The following is a 20252-nucleotide window of genomic DNA, read 5'->3' as shown; positions in this document are numbered from 1 at the left end:
TTTTTTTTGTTTTTTGCTTCGTTTAAGGATTATTTAAGATATATTTACCTATCATTTACCCTGATTTTTTCGATTTTTGTGAAATATCGCGAAATAATCGACACGCTAAATCAACTACCCAAAAGGAGCAACCAATGAAACAAAGCCAAAAATCTCTACGCGCAAGCAGTGCAATCTCGCGCCAAACGAGAGAGAGAGAGAGAGAGAGAGAGTAGCTCACGCTTAACTTGTCATACTACAACTTCTTGTCATACTGAACAAAGCGAAGTATCCAAAAATGCAAGCGCGAATATGCAAAATCCTTTGGATATTTCGGTTTCTACGAAACCTCAATATGACAATGTGGGCATTTACGCGAAACCTCAATATGACAAAGCAAAAGTAAGCATAAGACAATATGACAAAGCAAAAGTAAGCATAAGACAATATGACAAAGTTGATTCTATCGCGAGCGAGTGCAAACCAATCAGTTCCCCCTCCATTGCAGGTGGCGATTCCACTTATTCCCCCTCCCTTGCGGAGGGGGCTAGGGGGTGGGTAAATCCTACCTCCGCTTCTCAAGCAAAGTCAGCAACTGCAAACGACAAAAACGCAACTGCTAACCAAGCAAATACAAATTCCACAAGTATTTCAAAAGCAAATATCTCAAAGCTAGATTCTGAGCTAAGTGCAAAATCTGCAAAAAACACCCACCCCCAAACCCCCTCCGCAAGGGAGGGGGCTTTAAGAGTGCCAAACAAGGTTATTCTAAGGGAGGGGGCTTTAAGAGTCGCACTCCACGCACACAATAACGAAAAATTAACACGCAATGACGAAAAATATTGTCATACTGAGCGAAGCGAAGTATCTAAAAAACCAAATAGAGATATTTCGCTTGTCCTCAATATGACAGCAAGAAAATCGCTCAATACGACAAAAAATCCAAATCTGCAAAATCCTTTGGATATTTCGGTTTCTACGAAACCTCAATATGACAATGTGGGCATTTACGCGAAACCTCAATATGACAAAGCAAAAGTAAGCATAAGACAATATGACAAAGCAAAAGTAAGCATAAGACAATATGACAAAGTTGATTCTATTGCGAGCGAGTGCAAACCAATCAGTTCCCCCTCCCTTGCGGAGGGGGCTAGGGGGTGGGTAAATCCTACCACCACCCCAACCTCCCGCAAGCTAGCACTATCCCTCCTCACAGCAAGTGCGCTTAGTGCTACTAGCCTAGAGCTAGCCATAGCAGGCACTTGCACACAAAAGAGCGATGGAGGTCAATCCTACCTAGACTGCACAGGAGACTTCGCCCCACAGGATTTACAAACCGCTATCAATAGTAAAAGTATGCTTATCAATCTAGGCAGGGGGGAGAGTAACCCCCTTAGCGTGGGTGCTGGCACAGTTACTGCTACCATAAGTAATAACCTCGTGTTTCGCTCTGTATCTGCTCCAAACACGGATTTTGTCATCACAGGCACTTCAAATGCTGGACTACTACTCCCCTACACTCTAGGAAATCACACTGCAAACGCTTCTACGATACGAAGTCTAACTGTGTCTGGCAATATAAATAACCAAAGCTGGGGCTCTGATGCGGTGTATGGAGCTGGTGTGAAAATCGCTTTTGATGTGCACGCAGGCACGCAGATAGGGCGCAGAGAGGCAGATGGCACTATCATCGGTGGGATAACGATAAGTAGTGGAGCAAGTATCACTTCAGCTGCTATGGCTATCTATGGTGGATATGACGGAGGCACTCGCTCGACATTTGTCAGCCAAATAACCAATAATGGCTCTATCCAAACACTAAATCTAGGGTATTATAAATTTAGCGGGGACTATGCTAGCTTGCTAGGAAACTACTTCATAGGTGGTGCTAGTGGCACGATAAGCACGCTAAATGTCTATCAGTCTACCCTCACGCTTGATAGCAATGGCACTGAATGGAGTAAGCACACGATAAATGGAAACGCAAACACGGGAATAAAAAAGAATGGAAATGGCAGGACTGATGAGCATATCGCAGTAGAGGGCACTATCACTAATCTAGGCACGGTAGGAGAGGGCGCGATACGCATAAACATCGGCGAAGGGGTAACTAGCAGTAGTGAGAAATATGAGTATAAAAACATAATCCTAGATAAAAGTGGTGGAAAAGGGAGTGGAAAAGTAACCTTTGAGTCCTTGCGAGCAGGGCTAGGCACGAAGCTACATAGGGCTGGAAATGATGGCTTTACGGTAAGTGCTGATGTCAGCACTAGCTATGGCTCTAGTATGTGGCGATTGCTTACACTTAGCTACGCTAGAAGAAGCATAATGGTGCAAAATATCATTGATACGATGACAACAAAGACATTTCATAGCGATAGATACTACAACCAAGAAGTAGAGCTTCGCTTGCTCCAATACGATATGTCGCGCTTGACAAATCGCAGCTCTAAGTTTGCCAAGCAAACTCGCAAAAACCAAAAGAAAGTAGACAAGATGCGCGATAAGCTAGCCAAACTAACCCTAGAGCAATCTAAAGGACAAAATCTAGATAAAGGCTATAACAACTTCGAGCTTATCGACCAACTAGATGCGATATTTATCCCCTATACGGGTAGACGCGATTGGAGAGTGTTCCTCGTGCCTTATGCAACGCATAGCTATGCCCAGCTAGGTATAGCCGATGCCACAGAGTGGGCAGGAGGTGGTGTGGCTGGGGTGCAGCGCAATCTCAAAGGACAAGGAATCCTCTCTACCTACCTCACTTATGAATACGCCCACGCAACCACTGAAATGCTAGGCGCAGAAACGATAATGCAGACAAACTCACTGCAAGGCGGAGTAAGCTACTTCAAAATCTTCCCTATCACAGGCAAAGTGTGGGAAGCCACCCTAAAGGCAAGCGGACGAGTAGGGGTAGATATGCCACTGCTTAGTGCACAAAGCCCTGTGCCAAATATCAAATTTAGCCTCGTATCAAACAAAAAGGGGCTAAACACACCGCTAATGTGGAGCTTGGGCGCGGAAGTGCGCGGGGGACTTACATTCTACCAATTCAAACAAAACAGCTATGTAAGCCCTGAAATCGGGCTAAGCTATGATGTGCTAAGCCCGCTAGATATGAAGCTAGAAAAGGCAAAATACCAACTAGGTGGTAACGAATACTATCCTAGTCAGTATTGGCATTTACCACAGCTAAGTGCAAGTGTAAAATACTACAAAGTCTATGGCAATATGTTTCGCACAAACTTGGTGGCAGGACTTCGCTACAATATGCTAAACACACCCACAGCGAAATTTAAAATCGGTGGGCTTTCAGGCGAGGGCAAAATCGCACTACCCGCAGTCTATGGCTACCTAGACTTAGACCTAATCTGGGTAGTGAAGAAAAACCACGAGCTAAGTGCGGGGTATAATGGTGTCTTTTATGCAAATAAATTTGGCAAAGATGTGATGGATAAGTTTAACGGTGTAAGCACTTCGATAAACTTGAAATACGCGCATTGGTTTGGCGGGACTGACTATGTAACAGATGCTGATGGTAATGCTATCTCTCGCTCCGTAGCAGAGGGCAAGTCTAAGAAGTCCAAAAAGTCTAAGTCTAAAAAATCCAAGAAATCCAAGAAAAAAGTCTACTATATCGATGGGTAAGTGGGCTTAGAATCTTAAGATTTCGTCATTGTAAATGCACCCCTCCCTAAATCCCTCCCGCAAGGGGAGGGACTTTTTTGGTGTGCAACACCATTTTTGGTAGGCAATCCTAATATTCCCCCCTCCTTGCAGGTAATAGCAACCTCAAAGAGTCCCCTATCCCTTTGCGGAGTTGTCGCTCTCTTTTCCCCCTCCCTTGCGAGTGGTAATCTCAAGATTCCCCCTCCCTCTGCGGAGGGGGATAAAGGGGGTGGGTTCTTTCCCGTCATTGCGCACCGACTTTAATCAGCGTGGCAAAACGAACGAAATGAAGTTTCTTTAGTAGTCCAAAAGCCTAATCGTCATTGCGAGCGAGCATAGCGAGCGTGGCAATCTATAAACCCGTCATTGCGATATTCCGCACGAAAGCGTGGAATCGTGGCAATCCACACACTTAACCCACCCCCTAGCCCCCTCCGCAAAGGGAGGGGGAAAAAGAGAATTGCCACGCATTAGAAAGTCCCCTCCCGTAGCACGAGGGGATTTAGGAGTGGTTAGCACTCACGCTAATAATGTTTTTGGCTTGCCACGAACGCTAAAGCGATTCTCGTAATGACGAAAAATTTTGTCATACTTAAGGGCATAGCCCGAAGTATCCAAACAGAATCAAGTAGAGATATTTCGCTTGCGCTCAATATGACGATACGCTTGTCATTGCAAGCGAACAAAGTGAGCGCGGCAATCTATTTCTTTTTTTGTGGCTTGCTACGATTCTACACTCTTAAGCAAAATCCCGCTTGAGAATAATCGCTAGATAATCACAAAAGCACAATATCGCATTTTGCGTTTTCCACAGCCATAGCGGTCTTATACATCTCCTTTTTGTAATGTTTGGGTTTTACAAAATATAAGATTTTGCTTTGGGTGCAGTTTTAGTAAGTCTTTTGGCTTATTTCTCAAGACACAAAAAGCAAGCAAAACCTTAAGCATAGCTCCACATTCTCTCTCGTTGGTGCTATGCGCAAGGCATTTGCGCTATGGTTGTGGGAAATGCAAGATAAGTGCGGGTGTAAAATACGCGCAAGACAAATGCCGCTAGCGATACGGCGTTTCTTTAGTGATACAAAAATCAAAAGACAAAGGCATAGATTGCCACGAATTTGACAAGTCAAATGCTCGCAATGAGAAAAAAAATATTGTCATACTTAAGGCTTTAGCTGAAGTATCTCAAAAACAAAATAGAGATATTTCGGTTTCTACGAAACCTCAATATGACAAAATCAATCGTCATTGCGAGCGAACGAAGTGAGCGTGGCAATCTATTTCTTCTTTTGTAGATTGCCACGAGAATCCTTGCGGATTCTCTCGCAATGACGGAAATGCTGTGTTTGTTTGCAGTTGCTGACTTTGCTTGAGAAGCGGAGGTGGGATTTACCCACCCCCTAGCCCCCTCCGCAAAGGGAGGGGGAACTGATTGGCTTGCCACGCAAATGCTAACGCACTTGCTCACAAAACAAGTGTAGCGCAGTTTCTTTAGAAAACAAGGCGAAGCCGAAGTTTCTTTAGAAAACAAGCGTAGCGCAGTTTCTTTAGAAAGCCTTTGGCTTCTTTAGTAAAACAAGGCGAAGCCGAAGTTTCTTTAGTAATGACAAATCTTTCCGCGCTTTTGCCAATGCAAAAATCCCCTCCCCCACAAATCCAACCCACCAAAATCCACGCTCAATCCACCCCCCTAGAATCTAGCAAGATTTTTAGCTAGCAAAGCTACCTACGCCTTGATAACTTTTAGAAAATCTTTTAGTCGTTGTTTTGCTTCTTTTGATTCTATGATGATGAGTGCTTCACAAAGCCCGATTCCACCCCCCTTGCCAAGTAGCCCAAGTCGCAGCGCAGGCATAAATTTCCCTAGCTTTAGCCCACCTCCTTTGCCCTCACTACTATCATCGCTACTTTTTTCACTCCCAAACTCCTCTACAAACTTATGCAGATATGCTTCCATTTTCTCCACACTCTCAAACGCTTCATAAAAATCCTCCCTTTCCACCAACTCGCCTAGAGCTTTTAGTGCGAGAGAATCTAGCTTTTTTAGCATTTTTTCATCATAGCCGTTTCCACCCTCTGCACTTGGTGGGCTAAATATCTCACGCCACTGCGCACTAAACTCTATCAAAGTCTTGCTTCTATCTTTTAGCAAGACATATAGCATATCTCGCTTCTTTTTGTCATCTATGCGCTCCACACCAAAATCACTTAGCAGCCCCTCTAGTCGCTCGTTATCACACTGCTTGATATAGTGCTGATTTAGCCATAGAAATTTTTCTTGATTATACCTGCTAGGAGAGCTTCCAAGCGCGTCCGTGCTAAATAGCTCTATCATTTCTTGCAGTGAAAAAATCTCTTTGTCCTCATAGCTAAAGCCAAGTCGCACCAAAAAATTTAGTATCGCTTCAGGTAGATAGCCCATAAGTTTGTAGTCCATTACCCCCATAGCACCATCGCGCTTAGATAGCTTTTTGCCCTCTGGATTTAGAATCATCGGTATATGAAAAAACTTGGGCAGGCTAAATCCTAGTGCGTTGTAGATGATGATTTGCTTTGGGGTATTGCTCGTGTGGTCATCCCCCCTTATGACATCACTCACGCCCATAAGCGCGTCATCTAGTGCTACGACAAAGTTATAAGTAGGGCTTCCATCAGAGCGCATAATGATAAAATCATCTAGCTCTTTTGCGCTGATAGTTATCACACCTTTTATGCCATCTTCAAATGTGATTTCGCCACTTAAGGGGGCTTTTATGCGGATTACGGGTTTTATGCCTTTTGGTGGAGTGCCACTAAAGTCCCTATATCTGTTGTCATACTTTGGTGTCTCTCCACGCGCTCTTTGCTCCTCACGCAAGGATTCTAGCTCCTCCTTGCTCATATAGCAGTAGTATGCTTTCCCCTCATCTATGAGCTTTTTTGCGTATTTGGCATATATCTCAAATCGCTCGCTTTGATAGACTATGCCGTTATTTTGCGCTGGTGCTTGCTCGCTTTTGTCGTGCTCTAGTCCCACCCACTCAAACGACTTGATAATCGCCTCTGCCGCGTCTTTTGAATTGCGAGATAAGTCCGTATCCTCTATGCGTAGCAAAAATTTCCCGCCATTTTTGCGAGCGTGGAGGTAGTTAAAAAGCGCAGTTCGCAAGCCCCCTATGTGCAAATACCCTGTGGGAGAGGGCGCAAATCGTGTAACAACCATTTTGATTCTCCTCTTATTTTTGTGGTTTTGTAGCTTTTTGTAGATATTGCTTTTTGGCTTTGATTTTGGCTTTTTGCATAAATCACGGCAATTTTTCAAATAAGCGATTTTAGCAGAATTTAGCCCACTTTAGAATCCTTTTATAAAATCCATAAAGCAATTTTAAGTCATTTTGCGCTAGTATTTTGCCACTTCGTAAGCCCACTTTAGAAATATCACACCCTAGAATATCACAAAAGGCTAAAATCCAAATGTTTCTAACCATTCTCTATATCATCGGTATAAGCGCGGAAGCTATGAGTGCCACCCTCATCGCAGGACGGCACAAAATGGACTTAATCGGTGTGCTTTTTATCGCGCTTGTTGCGGCTATCGGTGGGGGGAGCGTGCGAGATGTGCTTTTTGGACACTACCCGCTTACTTGGGTAGCCCACCCCCAATATGTCATCGTAGTATGCGTAGCCGCGCTTCTTACGACATTGATTCCGCGTGTGATAGCTAGGCTAGAGAGGCTGTTTTTGGCACTAGATGCGCTCGGATTAGTCGTATTTGCCGTAATCGGCGCGGAAGTAGTGAGGATAGAGCTAGCAAATATGAGTGAAGAAGCGCAAACTTATGGCGTGGTGCTAGTGGTGTGCGGAGCTGTGATAACAGGCGTATTTGGCGGGGTTTTGCGCGATATATTTTGCGGTGTAGTCCCTCTAGTGTTTCGCCAAGAGCTATACGCATTTGTAGCAATCATAACAGGCGTGCTGTATTACTTGCTGATTTTGTGGGGGTTTAGCGTGCATAATGCGAGTATCGTCTCGCTAATATCAGGCTTTAGCCTGCGAATGCTAGCGATACACTACAAACTAGGTGTGCCGATATTTTCCTACGAAGATGAGCCAAAAGTCCCAAAGCAGAGGCGAAGCGAAAAATAGATTTTATGATTTTGATTTGTTAGATTTATCAAAGCCTTAAAGGAGCAAATATGATATGTGTATTTGATATAGAGACCGTGCCAGATATAGAGCTAGTGCGCCAATACTATGAGCTAGATTCTAGCCTAAGCGAAGTAGAAGTATGCCAACACGCCTTTAGTGCCCAAAAAGAAAAAAGCGGAAGCGAGTTTCTCCCTATCTATTGGCATAGGGTGGTAAGTATCGCTAGCGTGATATGCGATGAATATGGGAAGTTTATCAAAGTAGGAAACTTCGGCAAAAAAAGCACGCAATCAATGGAATCAAACCCCACACAATCCAATACGCAATCAAGCCCAAAAACAGAGGTAGAATCAGGAGGCAAACCAAATGCGGTGGCAGAGACAAAACCCAATGCCGATTCTAGCGCATTTGCCCATCTAGCAGATGAAAGGGCGATTTTGAGTGATTTTTTGCGATTTATAAACTCCAAAGAACCGCGTCTAGTTAGCTTCAATGGCAGAGGGTTTGACTTGCCTACGATAATGCTCCGCGCAATGAGATACAATCTAAGCGCGTTTGGCTACTTTGAAAGCGAAAACGCGAGCAAAACAAAAAACAAATGGGAAAACTACCGTGCACGATACAGCGAGAAATGGCACACAGATTTGCTTGAGTGCTTGGGTAATTTCGGTAGCGTGAGAAATCTAAACCTTGATAATGTCTGCAAAATGCTAGGGATTGTCGGCAAATACGAAGTAAGCGGCGGAGATGTGTATAACCTCTACTATGACAAAAAAGACATAGAAAAAATCGATTTTTACTGCCAAAGCGATGTGCTAAATACTTATTGGCTATACCTAAAATACGCAATCCTAAAAGATGAGCTACGGCTAGAAGACTATGCAGGAATCCTAGAGGATTTCAAAGAAAAGCTACCAAAAGATAGAGAATACACCCAAGCATTTATCGCAAATATCAACGCAGAGCTAGAGAATATATAACAATGTGTGTGGCGAGGTAAAATAAGGCAAGGTAAGATAGTTTGAAGCATTGCAAAATGCTTCTACCACAAAAACCTGCATATCATTTTCTTTGACGCACTTTTCTCTTTGAGTGCTTTGATATTTGAGACTCTAAAATGCTTGTGGCTACTTAGGCAAATGATTCTTGTATTTGTGATTTTGGCACTTACAAAATGATTATGTATGTGGTAGCTTTGTGAAATCAAAAAACTTACTATCACTTTGCATAAAATCACTAAAAGCCGCTATGCTTGGCAAATCTCCATACCCCTCCAAAATCAAACAATCCCCACCTACGAAGTGAACTACAATATCTTTTCCTTGCGTGTAAAAATATGTTATATGTTCGGTATTTACATAGTATGAGTTAGCATATATATCTACTTCACCATTATCCTTTTGATTATCTTTAAGCCTAATCTCTTTTAGCATTTTTGCTCCTTTGTGATTTTGTCTCTATAAGCGCGAAAATATATCCTCGCACTTATAGACTGACTTGACAAAACGGATACTACAAAAAAAAAAAAAAAAACGAATTACTAATGCGGAAAATCATAATGCAAAAAATCATTAAGTAGATTTTGTGAGGAATTTTGTGTGATGACTATGTAGCTTGTCGTATTTGGGGTTTTATAAAATTGCCACATTGATATTTCATAAGAAACTGCGCTTCGCTTGTTTTACTAAAGAAGCCAAAGGCTTTCTAAAGAAACTGCGCTTCGCTTGTTTTCTAAAGAAACTGCGCTTCGCTTGTTTTGTGAGCGAACACAATATGAGCATAGAAATCCAAGCCCATCGTCATTGCGAGCGAACGAAGTGAGCGTGGCAATCCACAAAAAAAAGAAATTGCCGTGCAAGTCTTGCGACTTGCTCGCAATGACGATTATTTTGCCACGCTGACTAAAGTTGGCTCGCGATGACGGGAAAGAACCCACCCCCTTAGTCCCCCTCCGCAGAGGGAGGGGGAAATAGATTGCTTCGGCGAATTTGCAATTCGCCTCGCAATGACGAAGACTTTAGCAAACTATCAAAGTCCTAGCTCTATTTCTTGTGTTTTGTCATCTTTGATAAAATCCTCAAATGCACTAAGGCTTGCGCTATCCCCATATCCGCTTAATCGCAAGTAAGCACCGCCCACAAAATATATGACAAGATAGCTTTTGCCACCCTCTGCTTCGCCATAAAAATGCGTGATATGCTCGCTATTTACATAGTATGAGGCGACACCGCTTTGTGCTTGAATGTGTATAGTTTTTAGCATTTTCACTCCTTTTTGTGTCCTTTGCACAATCATCACTAAACATTCTACCACCAAATAAACAAAATGCAAAATCTCACAAAAAATTGCGCTATTTTTGTTGCTTGATTTTTGCCACTATGAGCACAAAAACACCAAAATCATCTCTAGCACATCTTCATCATCTTTGCTTGGGCTAGTAAGTGAGATTTTAGATTTATCGCTAGCATTATTCCCAAAATCCTGCCTAGAATTACCATAGTTTGCGCTAGATTCTGGCGATTTTATTGATTGCCTAAATTCTACTTGTATGTTTTGCTCATAGTGAAGTATCTTTGCCACACCACGAGCTTGTGCCAAAATCTTTATCACTATTAGCTGCAAAAATGCCCTACTCATCTCATCTAGCTTGCCAAACCTATCCTCTATCTCACGCTCTATATGCGCTACTTCGCCCACCTCCTCGCATAGCGATAGTCTGCGGTATATCTCTAGTCGTAGTCTATCGCTTGGGATAAGCTCGGGGTTTAGATACGCACTGACATTTAGTCGTAGCTCTACGCCTTTGTCGCTTTCATCATCTATCTTGCTTCCGCTTAGGATATTTATGGCTTCTTCTAGCATTTTTAGATAGAGGCTAAGCCCGATATTTTTGATATGTCCGCTTTGGGATTCTCCTAGTAGATTCCCGCCACCGCGAATCTCCAAATCGTGATAAGCGATACTCGCACCACTGCCTAGATAGGAGTTGCGCTCTAGGGCAAGTAGTCGCTTTTTTGCCTCTGTCGTTATGGACTCTACACTTTCTATGAGAAAGTAGCAAAACCCCTCTTTGTCCCCTCTCCCCACTCGCCCGCGTAGCTGGTGCAAATCCGCTAGTCCAAATCTATCTGCACCATCGATGATGATTGTATTTGCATTTGGCAAGTGTATGCCAGACTCCACGATAGCTGTGCAAAGTAAGATATGATATTTTTTTAGCATAAAATCACGCATTATCTCTTCAGTATCATTAGCACTTATGCGTGAGTGAAGCACCGCTATGGATAGATGAGGAAAAAGCTCTGCTAGCTCGGACTTTAGGGCTGGAATTTGTGCGATATTGTTGTGCACATAAAAAACTTGTCCACCGCGCCGCACTTCGCGGGAAATGATTTCTTTTAGCAGGTGTGGGGATTTGGTTTTGATAAAGGTGCGAGAATCTTTGCGCTCTTTTGGTGGTGTTTCTAAGCGAGATAGTCCTTTGATTTTAGAGAGTGCCATATTTAGCGTGCGAGGGATTGGCGTAGCTGACATACTTAAGATATGGGCGTTTTTGCACATCTGCTTTAGTCCCTCTTTTTGCTTCACGCCAAACTTATGCTCCTCATCAATAACTACAAACCCAAGTCTCAAAAACTCCACGCCAAACGCACTATGAGTGCCTATAAGCACATCTATTTGCCCTTCTTTGCACGCTTTTAGGATTTCGCGTTTATCTTTGGCACTACAAAATCTATCAAGCCTAGCGATACGCACACCAAGCGGGCTAAGCCTAGAATCTAGCGAAGCAAAGTGCTGGGCGGCAAGCAAAGTCGTAGGCACGATAAAGGCACTTTGAAAGCCACTTTTTTGCACAGCATAAATCGCATTCATCGCTACTTCTGTCTTGCCAAATCCCACATCTCCACTTAGTAGCCTATCCATTACCACACCACTTGATAAATCCTCATAGATTTCTTTTATGGCGTTTTCTTGGTCATTTGTGAGGGCAAACCCGCTTGAGTGCCTAAAGACTTCTAGCTCGGGGGGATTTGTATCGATTTGCAAGCCCTTTGTGAGATTTCTTTGCGCAGCTAGCTTGATGATAGAGTCCGCTAGCTCAAAAAGTTTGATTCTAGCTTTTTGCTTTAGCTTTGCAAAGCTACCCTTGCCTAGCCTATCGACAATAGGTAGAGAGCCACTAGAAGCGATATATCGCTCAATTAAGTGTAGATTTTCCACAGGCAAAAACAGCTTATCCTCGCCCTGATAATCAATAGCGATAAAATCACGCACCGCACCCAAAATCCTATCTTGCACGATTCCACGAAAAATCCCTATGCCATATTCGCTATGCACGACATATTCGCCGACATTTAGCTCATCAAGCTGAAGTTTTGGCTTTTTGCGCGTCTTAGTATAGCTTTGGGCTGGGTTTAAGCTTAGCACGATTTGTCGCGGTGTAGCAAAATTCACATTTGCATTTATAGGCAAAATCTCTATATTCGTATGCGCTTTTTGTAGCTCTTGTATGTTTAGTGCACTCAAAATCGCTTCACTATCGCATAGTAGCGTGATTTTTTTGTGTGGATTGTGCGTGATGATAGGAAGCAATGAGGAAGCATAAAAATCTATATCCGTGTAGTCATTGGCAATTTGCAGTAGTGGCAATGACTTTTTTGCACTATGCCAAAAGCTATCTAAATCTTTGCGAATGGAGAGAATCTCATCTAGCTCATTTAGTGCATTTGGCGTGATAGTCGTGCTAAATCTTTGTGGCAAAAGGCAAGAATCTATCCCTGCTTTGTCCAAAAACCAAAGCCCACAAGAAAGAATATCTTTGCTAAAAACACTATCACTAGAATCTAGCTCATTCTCTATCGCCTCTAAAAGTGCACTACACTCCCCCTCACTAAGCGCAAAAAGTGCTGGTGGTAAAGTGAGAGAATCTAGCTTTGCGTCTTTGTCGCTTAGCTGGGTTTGGGTATCAAAGGTGCGAATATCCTCACACTCATCATCAAAAAAACTTATGCGATATGGACGCGACAAAGGTGGATAAATATCAATAATATCCCCCCTAAAACTTACTTCGCCCTCCATTTCGATGACTTCGACTGCCTCATAGCCATAGCACAAAATCTTTTCTTTTAGCTCCTCCAAATCATATCGTTTTCCCACTTCTAAGCAAAAACTTTGTAAGTGTTTTTGGGAGGGAAAAGCATAAAGCAAGGAGTAAATAGGTGCTATAAGTAGCCTATCATCTCGCTCATAAAACTCACGCAAAATAGCCAAAATCTGCAAAATCTCGCTATAAAAGCTACACAAATCCTCGCCCTTGCTAAATCTAGCTTCTGGCAAAAGTAGTGGGGTAGCAAAAGGTGCTTTGCTAGAATCTTGTGTGTGTTTTTGATTTTGGGGTGGATTTTGTGAAGTATTTGCAGGACTATGTGCGCTTTGGGCGCATACAAAGCAAGCTAGCTCATAAGCCTGCCTTGCCTCTTTTTCGTTAGCGACAAGGAGGATTCTAGGAGAAGTGCCAAGACTATCAGCACTTTGGAGAAGTCTATACAGATTTGCTTGTAGCATTTTTTGTAGCTGATTGCATACCTTTTATTTTGCTCTCTCCTATAAATACGCCTTTTTTCTCTATGACTAACTCGGTAGAGGTTATCACTCCCTCAAATCGCCCTTGTGAAGAAATCTCCACCGTATCACTCTCTGTCAAGCCTTTTAGCTTACCGCTTACTACAAGTTTGTTGGCATATACTTCGCCATCTACTTGTCCGTTTTTGCCTATCATCACGGTGTTTTTGGAGTCGATTTTACCCTCAAACTCCCCATCAATATGCAAATGACAATCTGTGGTTATGTTGCCTTTTATGCGCGTGCCTTGCGCTATTATCGTAGCTGCACCCGCCTTTTGGGCTGCTACTCCATTAGATTGTTTATCGTCGCTAGTAAAGATTGCCATTCTATGCTCCTTTCTTTTGTGAAGATGAAATCAAAGTTTTTCATATCCCATTGCACAAAATTCATCGGCTGTATGGGATTGTCCAAAAACCGCACCTCATAGTGCAAATGCGGTCCCGTGCTTACGCCTGTGTTGCCACTTTTGGCGATAAGCTGTCCTTTTTTGACAAAAGTGCCAGCTTGGATAAGCACAGAGCTCAAGTGTGCATAATATGTTTTAAAGCCAAATGAATGGGTAATTTTAACTAATTTTCCATATCCGCCATTGTATCCACTATCTGCAAAATCCACCACACCATCAGCCGTAGCATACACAGAAGTGCCAATAGGAGCGGCTAAATCTAGCCCTGTGTGCTGCTTCCACTCGCCTATGAGAGGGTGAAATCTAGGTCCAAAAGCCCCCGCAAGCCCAAAAAAATTGTTCCCTAGTGGATTTCCATTTGGGATAAATTTCATAAAAAATGCTTTTTGTGCCCCCGTGATACTTGCGACATTTATGCGCTCTAGCAATTCCTCATTTGGAACATTATTCACACCGATTTGCTCCTCTAAGCTTCCCACCTTGTCGCTTGCTATGGTGATTTCTTCCATTCGTTGGTTGATTTCCTCATAGAGTGCGGCATTCCCTAGTAGCATTGTTTCGTTGCGCTCTTTGATGAGTGAGGTTTTTTCATCGATGTTTTTTATCTCTGCGCGAAACACACCAAGCGAAATAGCGATAAAAAACATAGAGCTCAAAAAAAACAACAACACATACAAAGAAAGCTGACGAAAAAATATGCTGACATTGATAAATCGCGAGCCGTCCTTGCTCGTTATCATTAGCACAAGTCGTTCATCAAAGTTCATAACTTGTCTTTATTGATGAGATTGGAAAGACTTGCGAGTATTTAAATCTTTGGCAGAATCTAATTTTTGCTGTGCAGAGCTTAAGCGGAATTTTTGAAGTTTGGCTATGTCTTCCATAGCCCATACTAGGTTTTTCCAGTCGATTCCATCTCGTTTGTGGAAAACCACTTCAAAATTATCTATACTCCATTGCGCATAAGTGGTGGGGTTTAGGCGATTATTCAAAAAGCTAACTTCATAGTAGAGCTTATCGCCATTACTTCTGCCACTAGAGCCACTATACCCGATAAGCTGCCCTTTTTGCACGAAATCGCCCTTTTTGATTACGATAGAATCCAAGTGGGCATACAAAGAGCCAAATCCAAAAGAATGCGTAAGCCTAATGACATTCCCAAAGCTAGTAACGCCGTGCTCTTGGACAAGCACGACTACACCATCAGCTGTAGCATACACAGGTGTTTTTTTCTCCGCCATATAGTCCATTCCACCCTCTGCACCACCTATTTCGCCTAGTGGGTGGTATTTGTTATTGGTAGTGGGGACTTTGGAGCGGAAGTTTTTTAGTGGGTCGCCATTTGGGATAAGGCTTAGGAGGAGTTGTTTTTGTGTATCGCTTAGATTTTCCAAATCCACTTTTGTGATTTGGGCGATTTGCTGTGGCTTCGCGCTATGGGATTTTTGCAAACTCATAATATCTTCTAATCTGCCGATTTTAGAATTTACCGCGCTTAGCTCATCGGTTTTTTTACGGATTAGGTTTTTTAGCACGGCATTTTTTTGGTAGATAGAGTGGTATTCTGCTATTGCAGAGTCTTTTTGCTTAGCGATACTATTGATTTGGTGCATAAGTAGATTCATCGCTAAGAAGCTCGCCAAAAACAGCACAGAAATCACAGCTATGCCTATCAAAATGAGTTTTTTCACATTTCGCGGAAGCGCAAACTGCTTTGAGCCTTTTTCATCGACAATAGAAACGACTAATTTATCTTGCAACATTATAAATCTCCATAAAAGTTTTTACCACGCTAAAAGAGCCAAATACGACATAATCTTTATCCGCTCTCATAGAATCCACTCCCCCAAAGATTCCATATTCTATGCCAAGATTTTGGGCTATGTTTATTAGTTTGTCTTTGGGGAGGATTCTACTATGGCTTACTTCCAAAATCAAAAGCCTATCAATAGCTGGCTTTAGTATCCCCAAAATCGCGTTCGCGTCCTTATCAAAAAATGTATTATACACCAAAATAACGCGTTTTTGTTTAACAATTTGTAAAATAGAGTGCGCACAATGCGCATTATGCCCGACATCTATCAAAATATTTGGCGCGATATATTGCGCCCTAGCAGGCAAATCAAATCGCGTTAAGCTAGCAAAATCCACTCCAATCCCGATAGATTCTAACGCCCTATACGCCACAAACAGATTTTGCTTCAAAAAAGGTGCTAGATTTTGCGAATACTCATAAAAATTCTCTGGCAAACGCGCTAAGTGCTCTAAAGGTGTTGGCTTATCAACTTCATCAAAAATATTTTCTACAAATGTAAGTTCCGCTCCCTTTTGCTTAGCAATAGATTTTGCGATAGAATCGACTTCTTTGTAGATTTGTGACGCAAGCAAAGTGTGCTTACTCATCGCTTTTAGCTTGGTTGTGGCGATTGATTCTATGCTATTTCCAAGCATATCTTGATGGTCAAAAGAAATAGGCGTAAAGACACTCAAATCAGCTTGCAAAACGCTCGTGCTATCAAACTCCCCGCCAAGCCCCGCTTCACACACGAAATAATCACAATCTTTTGCCAAATAAAGTGCCAAAAATGTCGCGTATTCAAAATAGCTTGATTGCTCTATAATAGGGAATCTTTGTAGCCACAAATGCGCATTTTCTAGCTCGCTATCATCTGCGATTCTATGCGTTGCTTTCTGCGCGTTGCCACCTTTAGCACAATCTTTCTTGTCCATTTTTGCACTGCTAGATTTCACACTAAATTCGCTATTTGGGATATTTGCGAGATAAAATCGCTCATTAAACCTAAATAAATGTGGCGAGGTAAAATGCAGGACTTTATAGCCATTTTGCGCTAGCCCAAGCGTGATAAACCGCCCCGTGCTTCCCTTGCCATTTGTGCCTAATATGTGGATAATAAAGGGCTTATTTTGTGGGCTAAAACCACGCTGCTCCTCGCCCTGTGGAATCAAAGATTTTAAATCTTTTTTAGATTTTGCGCTTTGTGCGTATAGCTCCTCTAAATGTGGCTTTAAAACCGCATAGATTCTATGCACTCTTTTTGTATCAAATGGCGCGTATTCAGCCCCCTTTTGCTCCAAAAACCTATCCAAATCACTCAAAACAAAACTCCAAATATTTTTTACAAAACAATACAAACAACGCTTTTTTAGCGACTTTTTGCGTTTTTTAACGACTTTTTACTTCTACTTTTGCAAGCAATGCCTTTTGTCAAAGCCTTATAAAAACCTAAAATCTCTATCTATATTGCCCCTCATACGCCATCATCGCTACAAATCTATCAATAGTCTGTAAAAATGCTTGATTTATTGCGTAATATCTATTGTTGTGCGTTGTCAGCGGATTATCTAGCGAGATATTGTAGTCAAAATACCCGCTACCGCTCACACTTCGTTTGTTGCCCTTTTTGTCATCATAAGTGTAGGTGGTAAAAACACTCACGCGGTAGTAAGTCGCAAAAGCATCACTGCTTACAGCTATGTGAGTATCTGTGATTTTGTCTATATCTATTGTGATTATACTATCGCTTTCATCAGCATTTGCGATTTTGTTTTGGAAACGAGAGATGATGATTTTGTTAAACTCATCTTTTAGTTCTACGGAATTTTCAGGGTTTGGCAAATTTACATTTAGCTTTACAAACACACTATCGCCAAGTGCTTTTTGAGCAAAACTAGCAGATGGCACATAGCCACAACTACTTAGCAAAACCCCTATAAACGCACATAAGCAGAATCTGCCAATCTCACTAAAACGGTTGATAAAATGCACACCAAAAAGTGCAAAAAACCTCTTAATAGAGTTTGCAAAATATTTTTTAAAAGTTTTTGCAAAAGCACAATATTTTTTTACAAAAGCACAAAACAATCTACCAAATATATTTTTCATTTTACTTCTTTAATAGATTTTAGTTTTTTAAATGACTACAAAATTCACAAGTTTGTTTGGCACAAGGATTTGCTTTTTTATCTCCTTGTTTTCTAGCCATTTTTGCGCACTTTGCTTAGCCAAGTGTAAAATCTCCTCCTCGCTCGCTCCCGCACTTGTGCTGATTTCGGCACGCTTCTTGCCATTTATAGTGATTGCAAGGGTGATTTGGCTAGATTCCAACGCCTTTTTGTCGATAGCAATCGGCGCGAAATTCTCCCTGCCAAATAGCTCCTCGCTTAGCTCCCACGCAATATGCGGGATAATAGGCTCTAAAATATTTAGCAAGATAAAATACCCCTCCGTCCAAATCTCGCTATTTAGCGCATCTGACTCGCTAGATTCTAGAACGGTGAGTGCGTTTAGTGCTTCCATACACGCAGCGATAAGGGTGTTGAAGTTATAACCATTTGCGCGTTTTTCAAACACAGCTTGGCTTTTTTGGGCTGCTTCATAGACCTTTTTGCGTGCATTTTTTTGCTCCTCGTTTAGTGCGCTAGCATCTATTTGTGGCAGTGAGCGCGTCTTGCTGGCGTTTTTTGCCCTCTCATAGAGCCTGCGGATAAAGCGATATGAGCCTTCCACCGCGCTATCATTCCACTCTAGCTCACGCACAGGCGGCGCAGCAAAGAGCACAAAAAGCCTCGCGCTATCCGCGCCATATTTTGCTATGAGCGCGTTTGGGTCGACTACATTGCCTTTTGACTTGCTCATTTTCGCGCCATCTTTTAGCACCATACCTTGCGTTAGCAAGTTTGCAAATGGTTCATCGATTTTGACATAGCCCAAATCGCGCAACACTTTGGTAAAAAACCGCGCATACAGCAAGTGCAAAATCGCGTGTTCAATCCCGCCTATATACTCATCGACATTAAGCCAATAGCGCAGTGAATCCTCATCAAACGCGCCCTTTTCCCATAGCTCTCTTGGCGTGGTGTAGCGCAAAAAATACCAGCTTGATTCCACAAAAGTATCCATAGTATCGCTTTCCCTCAAGGCTTTTGCGCCACATTTTGGGCACACGCAGTGCTTCCACTCACTATGCTTATCAAGCGGATTGCCCTCGCCATCGATGACAATATCATCAGGCAGGGTTATGGGGAGATTTTGTATTTTTTCAGGCACGATACCGCACTTCTCACAATGCACCATAGGGATAGGCGCACCCCAATACCGCTGACGCGAAACACCCCAATCGCGCAATTTGTAGTTGGTAACGCCTTTGCCTAGAGCGTGCAACTCAAAGTGAGCGATGATTTTGGCGCGGGCTTGCTCGCTACTTAGCCCGCTAAACTCCGCAGAATCCACAAGCACGCCGTCATTTACAAAAGCCTCTGTAAGTTCCTGCCCTGCTTCATTTGCTTGCTTTTTGCTAGATTGAGTGTCAGGTTGTTTAAATTCTGACTTTGCTATTGATTTTACCACGCGCTTTATGGGCAGAGCGTATTTTTTGGCAAACTCCAAATCCCGCTCATCGTGCGCAGGCACAGCCATTACCGCACCGCTTCCATACTCGATTAGCACATAGTTTGCCACCCAAAGCGGTAGCTTCTCCCCTGTGAGCGGGTGTGTGAGGCTTAACCCCAAGTCAAACCCTATCTTTTCTGCACTCGCCCTTGCACGCTCGCTCGTGTTTTGCATAGCTTTGATTGCCTCGCTTACCTTGCCCTCAAGCACTCCTAGCTCTAGCACGCGCTTGACTATGCTATGCTCGGGTGCTAAAGCGCAGTAAGTAACGCCATAAATCGTATCAGGGCGCGTGGTAAAAACCCGCACTCTGCAGTCTTGCTCCCCCGCTTTTAGCCCCAGCTTTTTAAGCGAGGGTGAATCAAGCTCCAAATCAAACTCTAGCCCGCGTGATTTGCCTATCCAATTTCTTTGCATTGTGATGACTTGATTTGCCCAATGCCCCTCTAAGCCCTCCAAATCACGCAATAGTTCCTCTGCATACGCCGTGATTTTCATATAGTATTGGCTCATCTCTTTTTGCACCACAGGCGTATCACACCGCCAGCACTTGCCGTCAATGACTTGCTCATTTGCAAGCACAGTTTTATCATTAGGACACCAATTCAAAAACGCTTCTTTGCGATAAATAAGCCCTCTCTCCCACATTTGGATAAAAAAATCCTGCTCAAAGCGCGTATAGATAGCATCGCTCGTGGCAAACTCACGCTCTTTTGAGAAGCTAAGCCCTAGAGATTCTAGCTCCTCTCTCATCGTATCGATGTTTTCATAAGTCCATTTTTTGGGGTGGATTTTGTGCTTGATAGCGGCATTTTCCGCAGGCATACCAAAGCTATCCCAGCCCATAGGGTGTAGCACATTATGTCCCATTTTGCGATAGTGTCGCGCTAGAGCGTCCCCTATGCAGTAGTTTCGCACGTGCCCCATATGGATTTTCCCGCTTGGGTAGGGGAGCATTGAGAGAATGTATTTTTTGGGCAGGCTAAAATCTACTTGGCTATGCTCGTTGCGTGTTTTTTCGTTGCTTGTTTT

19 protein-coding genes are annotated in these 20252 nt (G+C 42.8%); 5 read left to right on the top strand and 14 right to left on the bottom strand.

Annotated elements, in window-relative coordinates; genetic code table 11:
* Positions 1 to 168 precede the first annotated feature (168 nt).
* Positions 169 to 3630, top strand: a complete 3462-nt coding sequence (locus HMPREF2086_RS02380) for a hypothetical protein (RefSeq protein ID WP_148374459.1) — start codon at positions 169 to 171, stop codon at positions 3628 to 3630.
* A 14-nt stretch (positions 3631 to 3644) separates the two neighbouring features.
* On the opposite strand, the gene HMPREF2086_RS02375 is transcribed toward HMPREF2086_RS02380, so the two are convergent.
* Both HMPREF2086_RS02375 and HMPREF2086_RS11360 read right to left on the bottom strand, forming a co-directional pair.
* Positions 3645 to 3899 (bottom strand): hypothetical protein, encoded by a 255-nt coding sequence (locus HMPREF2086_RS02375; protein ID WP_034560266.1) that lies wholly within the window; start codon positions 3897 to 3899, stop codon positions 3645 to 3647.
* Positions 3900 to 3971: 72 nt separating this feature from the next.
* On the bottom strand, positions 3972 to 4118 hold the full coding sequence (locus HMPREF2086_RS11360) for a hypothetical protein (protein WP_156921304.1): 147 nt from the start codon (positions 4116 to 4118) through the stop codon (positions 3972 to 3974).
* 103 nt (positions 4119 to 4221) lie between these two features.
* On the opposite strand from HMPREF2086_RS11360, the gene HMPREF2086_RS02370 reads away from it, so the two are divergent.
* Complete coding sequence (locus tag HMPREF2086_RS02370) at positions 4222 to 4410, top strand: hypothetical protein (RefSeq protein ID WP_034560265.1); 189 nt, start codon at positions 4222 to 4224, stop codon at positions 4408 to 4410.
* Positions 4411 to 4822: 412 nt separating this feature from the next.
* On the opposite strand, the gene HMPREF2086_RS11355 is transcribed toward HMPREF2086_RS02370, so the two are convergent.
* Positions 4823 to 5095, bottom strand: coding sequence for a hypothetical protein (locus tag HMPREF2086_RS11355; RefSeq protein WP_187367097.1), 273 nt, complete (start codon positions 5093 to 5095; stop codon positions 4823 to 4825).
* Between the two features lie 114 nt (positions 5096 to 5209).
* Here HMPREF2086_RS11355 and HMPREF2086_RS11350 point away from each other — a divergent pair, with 114 nt between their 5' ends.
* Entirely contained in the window at positions 5210 to 5368 is a 159-nt protein-coding gene (locus HMPREF2086_RS11350; RefSeq protein WP_156921303.1) for a hypothetical protein, read from the top strand.
* 9 nt (positions 5369 to 5377) lie between these two features.
* On the opposite strand, the gene gltX is transcribed toward HMPREF2086_RS11350, so the two are convergent.
* Complete coding sequence (gene gltX, locus HMPREF2086_RS02360; protein WP_023927143.1) at positions 5378 to 6853, bottom strand: glutamate--tRNA ligase; 1476 nt, start codon at positions 6851 to 6853, stop codon at positions 5378 to 5380.
* A 251-nt stretch (positions 6854 to 7104) separates the two neighbouring features.
* Between gltX and HMPREF2086_RS02355 the strand changes: the two genes are divergently transcribed.
* The gene (locus HMPREF2086_RS02355) at positions 7105 to 7776 is read left to right on the top strand and encodes a trimeric intracellular cation channel family protein (RefSeq protein WP_023927141.1); all 672 of its coding nucleotides are present in this window, start codon (positions 7105 to 7107) and stop codon (positions 7774 to 7776) included.
* A 50-nt stretch (positions 7777 to 7826) separates the two neighbouring features.
* Positions 7827 to 8759 (top strand): 3'-5' exonuclease, encoded by a 933-nt coding sequence (locus tag HMPREF2086_RS02350; RefSeq protein WP_023927139.1) that lies wholly within the window; start codon positions 7827 to 7829, stop codon positions 8757 to 8759.
* A gap of 198 nt (positions 8760 to 8957) precedes the next feature.
* On the opposite strand, the gene HMPREF2086_RS02345 is transcribed toward HMPREF2086_RS02350, so the two are convergent.
* The 10 genes from HMPREF2086_RS02345 to leuS all read right to left on the bottom strand — a co-directional run bounded on the left by HMPREF2086_RS02345 (position 8958) and on the right by leuS (position 20201).
* A complete protein-coding gene (locus HMPREF2086_RS02345) occupies positions 8958 to 9212 on the bottom strand; it encodes a hypothetical protein (protein ID WP_023927137.1) in 255 nt (84 codons plus the stop codon).
* A gap of 251 nt (positions 9213 to 9463) precedes the next feature.
* Positions 9464 to 9715: a hypothetical protein gene (locus tag HMPREF2086_RS02340; RefSeq protein ID WP_034560263.1), complete on the bottom strand. Its 252-nt coding sequence runs from the start codon at positions 9713 to 9715 to the stop codon at positions 9464 to 9466.
* A 92-nt stretch (positions 9716 to 9807) separates the two neighbouring features.
* Positions 9808 to 10041: a hypothetical protein gene (locus tag HMPREF2086_RS02335; protein WP_023927135.1), complete on the bottom strand. Its 234-nt coding sequence runs from the start codon at positions 10039 to 10041 to the stop codon at positions 9808 to 9810.
* A 114-nt stretch (positions 10042 to 10155) separates the two neighbouring features.
* Complete coding sequence (mfd, locus tag HMPREF2086_RS02330; protein ID WP_023927134.1) at positions 10156 to 13344, bottom strand: transcription-repair coupling factor; 3189 nt, start codon at positions 13342 to 13344, stop codon at positions 10156 to 10158.
* On the bottom strand, positions 13322 to 13729 hold the full coding sequence (locus HMPREF2086_RS02325; RefSeq protein WP_023927132.1) for a bactofilin family protein: 408 nt from the start codon (positions 13727 to 13729) through the stop codon (positions 13322 to 13324). The genes mfd and HMPREF2086_RS02325 overlap by 23 nt, the downstream gene beginning before the upstream one ends.
* Entirely contained in the window at positions 13687 to 14577 is an 891-nt protein-coding gene (locus HMPREF2086_RS02320; RefSeq protein ID WP_023927130.1) for a M23 family metallopeptidase, read from the bottom strand. Before HMPREF2086_RS02320 ends, HMPREF2086_RS02325 begins: the two co-directional genes overlap by 43 nt.
* A gap of 9 nt (positions 14578 to 14586) precedes the next feature.
* Positions 14587 to 15573: a M23 family metallopeptidase gene (locus HMPREF2086_RS02315; RefSeq protein WP_023927128.1), complete on the bottom strand. Its 987-nt coding sequence runs from the start codon at positions 15571 to 15573 to the stop codon at positions 14587 to 14589.
* Complete coding sequence (locus HMPREF2086_RS02310; RefSeq protein ID WP_051397594.1) at positions 15560 to 16963, bottom strand: folylpolyglutamate synthase/dihydrofolate synthase family protein; 1404 nt, start codon at positions 16961 to 16963, stop codon at positions 15560 to 15562. Before HMPREF2086_RS02310 ends, HMPREF2086_RS02315 begins: the two co-directional genes overlap by 14 nt.
* Before the next feature lie 100 nt (positions 16964 to 17063).
* Positions 17064 to 17570 carry an LPS assembly lipoprotein LptE gene (gene lptE, locus HMPREF2086_RS02305; RefSeq protein ID WP_051397637.1) on the bottom strand — a complete coding sequence of 169 codons (507 nt, stop codon included), beginning with the start codon at positions 17568 to 17570 and terminating at the stop codon, positions 17064 to 17066.
* A gap of 171 nt (positions 17571 to 17741) precedes the next feature.
* A complete protein-coding gene (gene leuS / locus HMPREF2086_RS02300) occupies positions 17742 to 20201 on the bottom strand; it encodes a leucine--tRNA ligase (protein WP_408605730.1) in 2460 nt (819 codons plus the stop codon).
* Between the last annotated feature and the right edge of the window lie 51 nt (positions 20202 to 20252).

Origin of the sequence: Helicobacter macacae MIT 99-5501, assembly GCF_000507845.1 — a bacterium.
Classification (GTDB): domain Bacteria; phylum Campylobacterota; class Campylobacteria; order Campylobacterales; family Helicobacteraceae; genus Helicobacter_B; species Helicobacter_B macacae.
The sequence above is the reverse complement of the archived record's forward strand: the minus strand, read 5'-3'. Positions and strand labels throughout refer to the sequence as shown.